The sequence below is a fragment of the Streptomyces sp. NPDC050560 genome, assembly GCF_044457285.1.
GTDB lineage: Bacteria > Actinomycetota > Actinomycetes > Streptomycetales > Streptomycetaceae > Streptomyces.
The window spans coordinates 731,750-743,756 of the sequence record NZ_JBITGT010000001.1; the positions used below are offsets into that span (position 1 = coordinate 731,750).

Annotated in this window: 11 protein-coding genes; 3 read left to right on the top strand and 8 right to left on the bottom strand. The window is 73.1% G+C overall.

The features are described from left to right. Positions 1-18 precede the first annotated feature (18 nt). Entirely contained in the window at positions 19-906 is an 888-nt protein-coding gene (locus ACIBIW_RS03105) for a YihY/virulence factor BrkB family protein (protein ID WP_399331278.1), read from the bottom strand. A gap of 270 nt (positions 907-1,176) precedes the next feature. Here ACIBIW_RS03105 and ACIBIW_RS03110 point away from each other — a divergent pair, with 270 nt between their 5' ends. Continuing rightward, a complete protein-coding gene (locus ACIBIW_RS03110; protein WP_399331280.1) occupies positions 1,177-1,950 on the top strand; it encodes a decaprenylphospho-beta-D-erythro-pentofuranosid-2-ulose 2-reductase in 774 nt (257 codons plus the stop codon). A gap of 34 nt (positions 1,951-1,984) precedes the next feature. Here ACIBIW_RS03110 and ACIBIW_RS03115 read toward each other — a convergent pair whose 3' ends face one another. Further along, entirely contained in the window at positions 1,985-2,557 is a 573-nt protein-coding gene (locus ACIBIW_RS03115) for a 2'-5' RNA ligase family protein (RefSeq protein ID WP_399331282.1), read from the bottom strand. A 104-nt stretch (positions 2,558-2,661) separates the two neighbouring features. Further along, on the bottom strand, positions 2,662-3,735 hold the full coding sequence (gene trpS / locus ACIBIW_RS03120) for a tryptophan--tRNA ligase (RefSeq protein ID WP_399331284.1): 1,074 nt from the start codon (positions 3,733-3,735) through the stop codon (positions 2,662-2,664). 268 nt (positions 3,736-4,003) lie between these two features. On the opposite strand from trpS, the gene rocD reads away from it, so the two are divergent. Both rocD and ACIBIW_RS03130 read left to right on the top strand, forming a co-directional pair. After that, complete coding sequence (rocD, locus tag ACIBIW_RS03125; protein WP_399331286.1) at positions 4,004-5,257, top strand: ornithine--oxo-acid transaminase; 1,254 nt, start codon at positions 4,004-4,006, stop codon at positions 5,255-5,257. 245 nt (positions 5,258-5,502) lie between these two features. Then, positions 5,503-6,021: a carboxymuconolactone decarboxylase family protein gene (locus ACIBIW_RS03130; protein ID WP_399331288.1), complete on the top strand. Its 519-nt coding sequence runs from the start codon at positions 5,503-5,505 to the stop codon at positions 6,019-6,021. 108 nt (positions 6,022-6,129) lie between these two features. Here the strand turns inward: ACIBIW_RS03130 and ACIBIW_RS03135 are convergent, their stop codons facing one another. The 5 genes from ACIBIW_RS03135 to ACIBIW_RS03155 all read right to left on the bottom strand — a co-directional run bounded on the left by ACIBIW_RS03135 (position 6,130) and on the right by ACIBIW_RS03155 (position 11,862). Continuing rightward, entirely contained in the window at positions 6,130-7,119 is a 990-nt protein-coding gene (locus ACIBIW_RS03135) for a malate dehydrogenase (protein ID WP_399331290.1), read from the bottom strand. 548 nt (positions 7,120-7,667) lie between these two features. After that, positions 7,668-8,540 (bottom strand): helix-turn-helix domain-containing protein, encoded by an 873-nt coding sequence (locus ACIBIW_RS03140; RefSeq protein WP_399331292.1) that lies wholly within the window; start codon positions 8,538-8,540, stop codon positions 7,668-7,670. Continuing rightward, positions 8,530-9,645 carry a peptidoglycan-binding protein gene (locus tag ACIBIW_RS03145; RefSeq protein WP_399331294.1) on the bottom strand — a complete coding sequence of 372 codons (1,116 nt, stop codon included), beginning with the start codon at positions 9,643-9,645 and terminating at the stop codon, positions 8,530-8,532. Before ACIBIW_RS03145 ends, ACIBIW_RS03140 begins: the two co-directional genes overlap by 11 nt. 929 nt (positions 9,646-10,574) lie before the next feature. Next, positions 10,575-11,009 (bottom strand): DUF3017 domain-containing protein, encoded by a 435-nt coding sequence (locus ACIBIW_RS03150; protein WP_399331296.1) that lies wholly within the window; start codon positions 11,007-11,009, stop codon positions 10,575-10,577. Continuing rightward, a complete protein-coding gene (locus ACIBIW_RS03155; RefSeq protein WP_399331298.1) occupies positions 10,999-11,862 on the bottom strand; it encodes a bifunctional methylenetetrahydrofolate dehydrogenase/methenyltetrahydrofolate cyclohydrolase in 864 nt (287 codons plus the stop codon). Before ACIBIW_RS03155 ends, ACIBIW_RS03150 begins: the two co-directional genes overlap by 11 nt. Between the last annotated feature and the right edge of the window lie 145 nt (positions 11,863-12,007).

Here is a 12,007-nt window from a genome sequence, read left to right on the forward strand (position 1 = left end):
CCGGTGGCGGGGCCCAGGTCAGAGCGCCGGGGCCGCCCGCTTGGGGGCGGAGCCGTCGTCCTGGGGCGCGGTGGCCGTCCAGGCCGCGCAGAAGATCAGCAGCTTGGCCGTGAAGTTGATCCACAGCAGCAGCGCCACCGGCACCCCGAAGGCCCCGTACATGTTCTTCGACGCCACGCCGCGCATATAGCCGCCGAGCAGCAGCTTCAGCAGCTCGAAGCCCACGGCGCCGATCAGCGCGGCGGTCAGCAGCGCGCGCCTGGGCGGCTGCACACCGGGCAGCAGCGTCAGCACGTAGAGCAGCAGCAGGAAGTCCGCGAGCACCGCGACCGCGAACGCCAGGATCTGCAACAGCACGCTGCCCCAGCCGCCCTGCTCGATGCCCAGCAGCCGCGCGGTCCTGTCGACGGCGGTGGAGGCGAACCCGGAGGCGGCGAGGGAGAGCAGCCCCGCGCCGCCGAGCCCGGCGAGGATGACCGCGTCCTTGGCCTTGCTCAGCGCGAAGTTCTCCTCGCTGTCGGGCAGCTCCCACACGTCCCGCAGGCACTCCCTTATCGAGCCGACCCAGCCGATGCCGGTGAACAGCAGCGCCGCGCCCGCGATGAGCCCGACGGTGCCCGCGTTCTGCACCAGCCCGCCGATGTCCAACTGGTCGGAGATGCCGGGCACCTGGTCGCTGAGGGTCTTCTCCAGCTTGTGCTGGCCCTTCTCGTCGAGCGTGGCGGCGGCGATCGCGGCGGCCACCGTGATCAGCGGGAAGAGCGCGAGGAAGCTGATGAACGTCATAGCCGCGGCGAGCCGCGACCACTTGGCCCGGTCCATGCGCTCGTAGGCCCGCCAGAGGTGGGTGGCCATCAGACGCTCCACCCAGGGCCCGATGCCAGGGATTCTTTTCAGCCAGTCCATACGGTCCGCTCCCCCGCACCTTTCGCTGGGATGTGCACGTTATATGAAACTTATTCCTTCCGTTCCTTCCCTGCTTCCGCCGCGCCATGTGCCCCGGTCCGCGCCCGTACCGTGGTCGTATGCCCGACCGTGCCCCGCCTCGGTCCCCGTACACCCCCCGTCGATGATCAGACCGTCCGACGGGACGGAAGTCGGTTGATCCCGCCGTTTCGGTGAAGCCGCCGACACGCGTTTCCGGTCACCGCATTCCGGGGCGATACGGTCGCAAGCATGCTCCTCGACGCCGGTCCCGGCACCGCACCGCCGCGCTCCCTGCTCATCCTCGGGGGCACCTCCGAGATCGCCCTGGCCACCGCGCGACGGCTCATCGCCCGCCGCACCCGCAGGGTGTGGCTGGCCGGGCGCCCCTCCGCCGCGCTCGACGCGGCCGCCGACGAGCTGCGCGGGCTCGGCGCCCAGGTGGGCACGGTCGGCTTCGACGCGCTGAACTGCGCCTCGCACCGCGCGGTGCTCGGGGAGGTGTTCGCCGAAGGCGAAGGCCCCGTCGACATGGTGCTGCTCGCCTTCGGCGTCCTCGGCGACCAGGCCAGGGACGAGAGCGACCCCGCGGCGGCGGTGCGGATCGCGCAGACCAACTACACGGGCGCGGTCTCCGCGGGCCTGCTGTGCGCGAGCGCGCTCCAGGAGCAGCGGCACGGCTCGCTGGTGATCCTCTCCTCGGTGGCGGGCGAGCGCGCCAGGCGGTCGGACTTCATCTACGGGTCGAGCAAGGCGGGCCTCGACGCGTTCGCCCAGGGGCTCGGGGACGCGCTCCACGGCACGGGCGCCCGGGTGATGGTCGTACGCCCCGGTTTCGTGCGGACCGCGGCGACCGCGGAGCGCCGCGAGGAGCCGCTGGCCACGACCCCGGAGGCAGTGGCCACGGCGATCGAGGCGGGGCTGCGCAGGGGCGCGGCGACGGTGTGGGTGCCGGGGTCGCTGCGGGTGGTGATGTCGGCGCTGCGGCATCTGCCGCGCACGGTCTTCCGCCGGCTGCCGGTGTGACCCCCGCGAACCGACCTGATCCGGACGACACTCCCTAGCGGTACTGCTCCTCGGCCGCGACCCGGGACTGCGGGGGGACGGTCGGGCCGCCGAAGACGAAGGAGCGCAGCTTGCGCCAGACGCCGTCCGACCCCTGCTCGTAGAGCGCGAAGCCGGTGCAGGACCACTCGGCCTCGTAACCGGCGAGTTCCTCGAAGGCGCGGTCCATCGCCGCCTCGTCGATCCCGTGCGCCACCGTCACATGCGGGTGATACGGGAACTGGAGGGCACGCTCAAGCGGCCCCGAGGCGTCACGGACCGCCTTCTGCAACCGGGCGCAGTCCTGGTCGCCCTCGACCACGCGGACGTACACGACGGGCGAGAGCGGGCGGAACGTGCCCGTGCCGCACAGGCGCATCGGGAACGGGCGGGCCGCGTCGGCGACCGCCCCGAGGTGGGCCTCGGTGCCGGGCAGCAGGGCGCGGTCCACCTCGGTGGGCGGCAGCAGGGTGACATGGGTGGGGATGCCGTGGGCCGCGCGGTCACCGAAGCCCGCGCGCCGCTGCTGAAGCAGGCTGCCGTGGGGCTCCGGGACCGCGATCGAGACACCGATCGTTACGGTCCCCACGTCGTACTCCCGTCGTGTCAGGGGTGGTCTTCTCGTGTCCTTGGCGGTCTTCCGGCGCGGTGCGGGCCGCCCGTACCGCCTCTATGACTGTACGGCGCCCGCCGTCAGTGCTTGGCGGTCAGGAATCCGACGCGCTCGTAGGTGCGCTCCAGGGTCTCCGCCGCGATCGCGCGCGCCTTCTCCGCGCCCTTGGCGAGGATGCCGTCCAAAGTCTCCGGGTCGTCCAGATACTCCTGGGTGCGCTCCCTGAAGGGTGTGACGAAGTCGACGACGATCTCGCTGAGGTCCGTCTTCAGCGCGCCGTACCCCTTGCCCTCGTACTTCCGCTCGATGTCGGCGACGGGCTCCTTGGTGAGGGTCGAGTAGATCGTGAGGAGATTGCTGACGCCCGGCTTGGTCTCGCGGTCGAAGCGGATCACCGTGTCCGTGTCGGTGACCGCGCCGCGGATCTTCTTCGCGGTGGCCCGGGGGTCGTCAAGGAGGCTGATCACGCCCTTGGGCGTGGCCGCGGACTTGCTCATCTTGGCGGCCGGGTCCTGGAGGTCGTAGATCTTCGCCGTCTCGCGGACGATGTACGCCGCGGGGAGGGTGAAGGTGCGGCCGAAGCGGCCGTTGAACCGCTCGGCCAGGTCGCGGGTCAGCTCGACGTGCTGGCGCTGGTCCTCGCCGACCGGGACCTGGTCGGCCTGGTACAGCAGGATGTCGGCGACCTGGAGGATCGGGTACGTGAACAGGCCGACGCTGGTGCGGTCGGCGCCCTGCTTGGCCGACTTGTCCTTGAACTGCGTCATGCGGCTCGCCTCGCCGAAGCCGGTGAGGCAGTTCATCACCCAGGCGAGCTGGGCGTGCTCGGGCACATGGCTCTGCACGAACAGGGTGCAGCGGTCGGGGTCGAGCCCGGCGGCGAGGAGCTGCGAGGCGGCGAGCCTGGTGTTGGCGCGCAGCTCGGCCGGGTCCTGCGGGACGGTGATCGCGTGCAGGTCGACGACCATGTAGAACGCGTCGTGCGACTCCTGGAGCGCCACCCACTGGCGAACGGCACCGAGGTAGTTGCCCAGGTGGAACGAGCCCGCGGTGGGCTGGATGCCGGAGAGGACCCGGGGGCGGGTGCCGTGCGCGCGGCCCGGGGCCGCCGCGGCGGCGGTGCCCGGAGCCGACTGTGGGTGATCGGTTGCCATGCCGCTCATTCTCTCAGGTGTCACGGGCCGCGCGGCAGTCCATGTCGATACCTGTGGACAACTCCCTGCCCGCCCTTCTGACCTGGGTGTTCTTCGGGCTCTCCGGAGCCTTGGGCAGGGCTCGCGGGCGGCCGGGGCCCGCCAGGCCCCCCGGGGCGCGGCCGCGGGCGCCGGCTCACGGGTGGCGAACCGGAAATCCCTTCGCCGATCCACCCCTCGGACGCTGTTTCTTTTCCTGCTGGGCGAGCGACGATAGGAATTGAGCCGTATGGCCATCCGCCGCCGAAGAAACGGAGATCCCGTGACCGCTACGGAAGCGCTCATCGCGTCGGCCGAGGAGCACAGCGCGCACAACTACCACCCGCTGCCGGTCGTGGTGGCCACGGCCGAGGGCGCCTGGATGACGGACGTCGAGGGCAACCGCTACCTCGACATGCTCGCCGGGTACTCGGCGCTGAACTTCGGCCACGGCAACCCGCGGCTGCTGGACGCCGCGCGGGCCCAGCTCGGCCGGGTGACGCTGACGTCCAGGGCGTTCCACCACGACCGGTTCGCGGACTTCTGCGCCCGCCTCGCCGAGCTGTGCGGCATGGAGATGGTGCTGCCGATGAACACGGGCGCGGAGGCGGTGGAGACCGCGGTGAAGACGGCACGCGCGTGGGGCTACCGGGTCAAGGGGGTGCCGGAGGGGCGCGCCAGGATCATCGTCGCGGGCGACAACTTCCACGGCCGTACGACCACGGTCATCAGCTTCTCCACGGACCCGGAGGCCCGCGCGGACTTCGGCCCGTACACGCCCGGGTTCACCGTCGTCCCGTACGGCGACCTGGACGCGATGTCGGCGGCGCTCGACGAGAACGCCGAGGACACAGTGGCGGTGCTGCTCGAACCGATCCAGGGCGAGGCGGGCGTGCTGGTGCCGCCGCCCGGCTATCTCGCGGGGGTGCGGGAGCTGACCCGGGAGCGCGACGTGCTGTTCGTCGCGGACGAGATCCAGTCGGGGCTCGGCCGCACCGGGCGCACCTTCGCGTGTGAGCACGAGGGTGTGGTGCCGGACGTGTACGTCCTCGGCAAGGCGCTGGGCGGCGGGGTGGTGCCGGTGTCGGCCGTGGTGTCGTCGCGGGCGGTGCTCGGGGTGTTCGCGCCGGGCGAGCACGGCTCCACGTTCGGCGGCAATCCGCTGGCGTGCGCGGTGGGCCTTGAGGTCATCGAGATGCTGCGCGGGGGCGAGTACCAGCAGCGTGCCGCGGAGCTTGGCGACCATCTCCACCGGGAACTGGCGCTGTTGGCGCAGGCCCCGGGCTCGGGCGTGCGCGCGGTGCGCGGGCGCGGCCTGTGGGCCGGGGTCGACGTCGATCCCGCGCGCGGCACCGGCCGGGAGATCTCGGAGCGGCTGATGGCGCGGGGTGTGCTCGTGAAGGACACGCACGGCTCGACGATCCGGATCGCGCCGCCGCTGGTGATCGGCAAGGAGGACCTGGACTGGGGCCTCGGGCAGCTACGGGACGTTCTCGCTGGCTGACCCCCGCGCCCGCCCCGTCCCGCGCCCGGTTGCGGGACGGGAGCGGACTCGGAGGACGAGGAGGTACGGAAGATGGCGCGGACGCCCCACGCCGACGCACGCGAACTGGTCCTCTTCGGTGTCGGGCGGCTGCCGCCCGGGCGGCCACCGGTCGAGCTGCACGCGCGCGCGGGAGTGTATTGCCCCAGGAATTCGTCGGCCAAGTGGTCCGCTCGGGCGGGTCTTGGCCGTCCTAGGGTCGAGGCATGACTGCGAACGACACCAGCGCCACAAGCCCCTCGGCCGAGCAGTACCTCCCCGAGCACACCCCCCGACTCAATATGCGCGGTCTCGCGCCGGACGTCATGAAGGCGATGCTGCGGCTCGACACCGCGGCGCGGCAGGGCCTCGACCCCAGGCTCGCCGAGCTGGTCAAGATCCGCGCCTCCCAGATCAACCACTGCGCCTACTGCCTCGACATGCACTCCAAGGACGCCCTCGCGGCCGGGGAGTCGGTGGAGCGGATCATCCAGCTCGCGGCCTGGGAGGAGTCCAAGCACTTCTACACCGCCAAGGAGGCCGCCGCGCTCGAACTCACCGAGGCGATCACGGTCCTGACCGACGGCTTCGTGCCCGACGAGGTCTTCGACCGCGCCGCCAAGGAGTTCGACGAGTCCGAACTCGCCCAGCTCATCGCGCTGATCACGGTGATCAACGCCTGGAACAGGTTCGGCGTGAGCACCCGCCTCGTCCCGGGCCACTACCAGCCGGGCGAGCACGCGTAGCACTCACCGGGGCGCCGCCGGGCGCAGGGGCGCGGAAGCCCCCGGACGCGTCGCGTGCCGGGGGCTTCAGGGTGGGGTCGGCGGCCGGGGACCGCGCGGTCCCGGGGGTCAGATCAGGCCGAGGCCGCTCACCGCGTCACGCTCCTCCGACAGCTCCCGCACCGAGGCGTCGATACGGGGCCTGGAGAACTCGTTGATGTCGAGGCCCTTGACGATCTCGTACGCGCCGTTCGCGGTGGTGACGGGGAACGAGGAGATCAGGCCCTCCGGGACGCCGTAGGAGCCGTCGGACGGTACGCCCATGGAGGTCCAGTCGCCCTCGGCGGTGCCGTTGACCCACGTGTACACGTGGTCGATGGCGGCGTTGGCCGCGGAGGCCGCCGAGGAGGCGCCGCGGGCCTCGATGATGGCGGCGCCGCGCTTGGCGACGGTCGGGATGAAGGTATCGGCGAGCCACGCCTCGTCGCTCACGGCCTCGGCGGCGTTCTTGCCCGCGATCTCCGCGTGGAAGATGTCCGGGTACTGGGTGGCGGAGTGGTTGCCCCAGATCGTCAGGCGCCTGATGTCGGAGACCGCGGAGCCGGTCTTCTTGGCGAGCTGGGTCAGGGCGCGGTTGTGGTCGAGGCGGGTCATCGCGGTGAAGCGCTCGGCCGGTACGTCGGGCGCGGCGGCCTTGGCGATGAGGGCGTTGGTGTTGGCGGGGTTGCCGACCACCAGGACCTTGACGTCGTCGGCCGCGTGGTCGTTGATCGCCTTGCCCTGCGGCTTGAAGATGCCGCCGTTGGCCTCCAGCAGGTCGCCGCGCTCCATGCCCTTGGTGCGCGGGCGGGCGCCGACGAGCAGGGCGACGTTGGCGCCGTCGAAGGCGACGTTCGGGTCGTCGGTGATGTCGATGCCCCGCAGCAGCGGGAACGCCGAGTCGTCCAGCTCCATGGCGGTGCCCTCGGCCGCCTTCAGCGCCGGGGTGATCTCCAGCAGCCGCAGCCTGACCGGCACGTCCGCGCCGAGCAGTTGTCCGGAGGCGATGCGGAAGAGCAGTGCGTAGCCGATCTGTCCGGCCGCGCCGGTGACGGTGACGTTCACGGGAGTGCGGGTCATGGCGTTCTCCGTAGGACTGCTGGCGGTGGGGCGGTTGCCCCTGGTGCGGGAAGATCCGTCCCCCCAGGTCCCGTCCTGTCGATCTTCGCGGGGCCGCGACGACCGGCGGGGCAGGGCCTCGCCGCGAGGACCGTCCCGGGCACCCCGGTGATCGGTCTCTCGGCGTCAAGAGACATGGCCGTCAGGCTATCGCGCTCCGCCCGTGGCACAGGGTGCCGGGCCGTGTGGCCCGGCCCACAGGGGGCCGCCAGCCCCCGTGCCCGCCCTCACGAAGGCCCACGCCGCGGGCGGCGCGGGCACGGCGGCGGCCGGTCCGGGGCCGAACGGCGCACGGACCGGCGGCCGTTGCCGGGCGGCCGGCGCCCGCGCAGAGGACGGCGGTCGCTCCTGCTCGGGAGAGAGGGGCAGGAGCGACCGCCGTCTGGGGGTGCGACCACTCCCGTGGGGGTACCCCTTCGCCTTCCCACACCCGGCGGTCCCATTCCCCCTTCACCCCAAGTTTTTTGACGCGGCCACATCAGTCATATGCCAGGGTGGGGGCGCCGGTGTCACCGCTCGGTGCTGTCACCGTGCCAGCACGTCGGCTTCTTCACCCCCGGGTGGTAAAGACAGGCCCTGGTGGTGTCGGGGTCGGCCGCCGACATGGGCGTCGCCAGATACCTCTCGGTGTCCGCGCGGGTGTGCGCCGCCACCTCGGGCGAGGGGCCCCCGGGCACCGCGAGCCGTACGCGGTCGCCGAGGCGCAGCCCCGTCGCGCGTATCCACACCGTGTGGCACGCGCGTCCGTAGCGCACTTCGAGGCGCTGGCCCTGGGGACCGTGGTAGGTGCCGAGCGTCTCGATCATGCCCTGCGGGCCGCAGCCCATCACCATCGGATTGCGCCCCTCGCACGAGGCGCCCTCACAGCCCGCGGTGATCGTGTCGGTGTCGGGCAGCGCCGCCCCCGTGGCCGTCCCCGCGCCGCCGCCCGCGCCGGAACCCGGCGTCAGCGCGAGCCACAGCGCCACCGCCAAACCCGCCGCCAGCACCACCGCGGCCGTCAGCACGGCGGGACGGCGCCGACGCGGGCGCGCGGGCGCGACGGGCGGCGCGGGGGGCGCGGCGTCCCGGGGCCGCGGCCGGGGCGCCGGGCCGCCCGCGGCGCGCGCCCGGCCGCTCCAGACCGCGTCGGCCAGCTCCCACAGCGCAAGCAGCCTCCCCGGCGGCTCCCCCGCGAGCGAACACAGGCTCGCCACCGCGTCCCTGGGGATCGCGCCGCGCCCGCCGAGATAGCGCTGCCAGGACGACTTGCTGTACGGGGTGCGCTCCGCGAGGCCCGCGAGGCTCAGCCCGGTGCGCTCCCGCATGGCGCGCAGCTCGGCCGCGAGACGCTCGCACTCCGGGTGGCGCGCCGCGCCCGCGTCGGCCCCTTCACCGGTCACCTGCCCGCAGCTCCTTCCAGGTGTCGGGCCCCACGAGGCCGTCCACCACGAGCCCGCGCGCCCGCTGGAACTTCATCGCCGCCGAGCGGGTGGCGGGCCCGTAGACGCCGTCGGGGACACCGGGGTCGAAACCGTACCGCTTGAGCAGGCACTGGGCCTCCACGACGTCCTGGCCGTAGCTGTTCAACTGGAGTATGGCCTCGTCGGTGGTGGAGTGGCCCGCGTACGCGACGCCGCCCTCGGTGCCGCTCTTGCAGGTGAAGCTGTGCCCGCCGCCGTAGAGCGAGCCGGGGTCTCCCGCGCCCGCCGCGGGGCTTGAGGGCGTGGCCGTCGGGGGCTTCGAGCCCGCGCTGTCGCCGTCCGTCCCGCCCCCCGTCAGGAAGCCCGCGGTGAACGCGAGCGCCAGGGCGGCGACGACACCCGTGAGCGCGGCCCACAGCGGGACCGTACGGCGCACCCGCGCGGGAGCGGCGTACGGGTCCTCCTCGCCCTCGGCAGGCCACGGTCCCGGGCCCTCGGCGGCACCGGGGGGCGCGGCGTCCGCGGCGGGGGCCGAGCCGTCCGGGGACCGCGCGGGGGCGGGGGCGCCGCGGGCGCCCGCCGTCGCGTCCTCGCCCGCTGCGCCGCCTTCGCCGCCGCCGGGTTCGGCCGCACCGGCCGCGCCCCCTGAGGCCCGCGCCCCGCCCCGGCCCTCCGGTGCCTCGGGGTCCTCCGTACCGGCGTCCGAGGCCCCTCGGGCGCCGGGGCCGCCGGGGGCGCCGCCCGGGGGCGCGGGCTCGCCACGCGCGCCCGGGGCGGGCGCGCCGGTGGCCGCCGCGTCCGCGTCGCCCCGGCCGCCGGACTCCCGTTCGTGCGCGGCTACTTCATGCAGGACCAGCAGGCGTGTCGGGTCCGTGGCGCAGGCGCGCGCCAGTTGCTCGACGGCGCCGCGCGGCACCGGGAGCTTGCCGTTGAGATACCGCTCCCAGGACGAGCTGCTGTACTCGGTCTTGGCGGCGAGGCCGGTGAGGCTCAGGCCGTTGTGGTCCTTCAACCTCCTCAACTGGACCACCAGTTGACGCTCGCGCTCCCCCAGCTCCGATGGCAGTTCCTTCCAACGTGGCATGTTCCACCCCATGCGTGCTCACCGCCGGTGCGCCGTCGACACCGACACTTGTGATACGTCACACAGTGCGCACTCAGTTCCGGACTTCACACCAACGGGTTACCAGGCCCGTCAAGTTCAGGTCAGCGCCCGCGCCCCCGTCACGGGCCGCCCACCGTCCCACGCTGTCCCATGGGCTGTGACGTCCCAGCAGGTCGCAGCCGTACGCGTACCAGAAAGCCCCGTCGAAACCGGCGGATCTGGCCGGGCGGAAGGTGACGTGGAACAGTCCTAGGTGCACCACGGCGGTGCAGCAAGGCGGCGCGGTCCACCCCGCGCCGCCTCCGCGCCGTCCACGGGGGAAGAGGGACCGCGGCACGTATCGCGGTCGGCGGTACCGGGCCCAGGCAGTGCACGGGGGCCTGCACGGGTCCGGGCCGCGTCAGAGGGAGGCTTCCCGCGATTCCGCCCGCGGGAAGCCGACTCGCCTGTCTGCGGCGGCCCGGCGCCCACGGCGCCCCGACACCAAGATCACGACGACCCCGTTGCGAGGCGCGGACACGGTATCGGAATGGATACCTCCATGCCACGGCGGTCCCATGCCCCTTGATCCGCAAACTCATGGCCACGAATCTGTTGGCACAGGCCGTCGCCGGAACGGCCCGCCAGTGCCGGAACGGTTCTGTGGCGGTTCCGGCCTCTGGTTCGACGCCGTGGCGCGGAGTCCGAACGGCGGCCTCCGGGCGAACGGCGACCGCCCCCCTCGGGGGATGGGGACGGTCGCCGGCGCCCGGGAACACCCTCAGGTGAAACGTCACACACCCGCGGAGCTGCCGGGGGGCACCGCGCCGGGCAGCCGCGTCAGGGAGGGGCGGAGACCGGCGGAGGGACGCCTCACGGCCTGGCCCGACTGGGGGGCGCCTGTCCTGACCAGGGGCGTGGGACAGCGCCTAGCTGATCGTGAAGTGCAAGGTGTCGTCGAGGAACGGGATTTCGAGCCAGGGGTTCGGCTGGGCCATCAGCGCAAGCAGCGCTATGGCGAGCCCCAGACCCCCGTACGTGAGCATGTCGGTGAAGCGGGAGCGCACCGCGAGCATGCCGACGGAGGGGATCGCCCAGCGCAGCACCGCCCCGGCGAGCAGCGCGAGGCCGACGAGCAGCGTGCCGACCCTGAACGCGTCGAGCGCGGTCAGCAGCAGCCCTGCGGCGGTGCCCGCGACCACCGTGAGCATCGGCCACTGCCTGGCGGGGGCGGGGGCGTTCGGGGAGGCCGCGCGCCCGCCGCCCTCGGGCCGTGCGGTGTCCCTGGTGAACAGCGGGAAGCGCCGCCCGCGCGGCTTGGCGGCCGTGCCCGCCGTGGCGTGTTCGTCCGGCTCAGCCGCCATGACCGCTCCCGCGCTCCGCCGCCTCGACGACGTTGACCAGGAGTTGGGCGCGGGTCATGGGGCCCACGCCGCCCGGGTTCGGAGAGAGCCAGCCCGCCACCTCGGCGACGCCCGGGTGCACATCGCCGACGATCTTGCCGTTCTCGTCCCGGGAGACACCGACGTCGAGCACCGCGGCGCCCGCCTTGACGTGCTCCGGCTTGACGAGGTGCGGCACCCCGGCCGCCGCGACGATGATGTCGGCGCGGGAGAGGTGCGCGGCCAGGTCGCGGGTGCCGGTGTGGCACTGGGTCACGGTCGCGTTCTCCGAGCGGCGGGTGAGCAGCAGCGGCATGGGCCTGCCGATGGTGACGCCGCGGCCCACCACGACGACCTCGGCGCCCGCGATCTCGACGCCGTGCCGGCGCAGCAGCCGCACGATGCCGTAGGGCGTGCAGGGCAGCGGGCCCGGCTCGCCCAGGACCAGGCGGCCCAGGTTCATGGGGTGCAGGCCGTCGGCGTCCTTGTCCGGGTCCATGAGTTCGAGCACGCGGTTCTCGTCGATGCCCTTGGGAAGCGGCAGTTGGACGATATAGCCGGTGCAGGCCGGGTCGGCATTCAGCTCCCGTACGACGGCCTCGATGTCGTCCTGGCTCGCGGAGGCGGGCAGCTCGTGCTGGAGGGAGGCGATGCCCACCTGGGCGCAGTCGCGGTGCTTGCCCGCGACGTACTTCTGACTGCCCGGGTCGTCGCCGACGAGGAGCGTGCCGAGCCCGGGCACGGTCCCCTTCTCCTTGAGGGCCGCCACGCGGACGGTCAGATCGGACTTGATCGCGGCTGCGGTGGCCTTGCCATCGAGAATCTGGGCGGTCATGCCCCCATACTCCCGGATGAACCGCGACCGGTTCCAATCCAGGCCCCTACCGGCGCCCCCCGGCGCCGCGCCGCGTGGCCCATACCGTCCCATACCGTCCCGCGGCGTCCCATGACGTCCCATGAGAGCCCGGGAAGGTCCATGG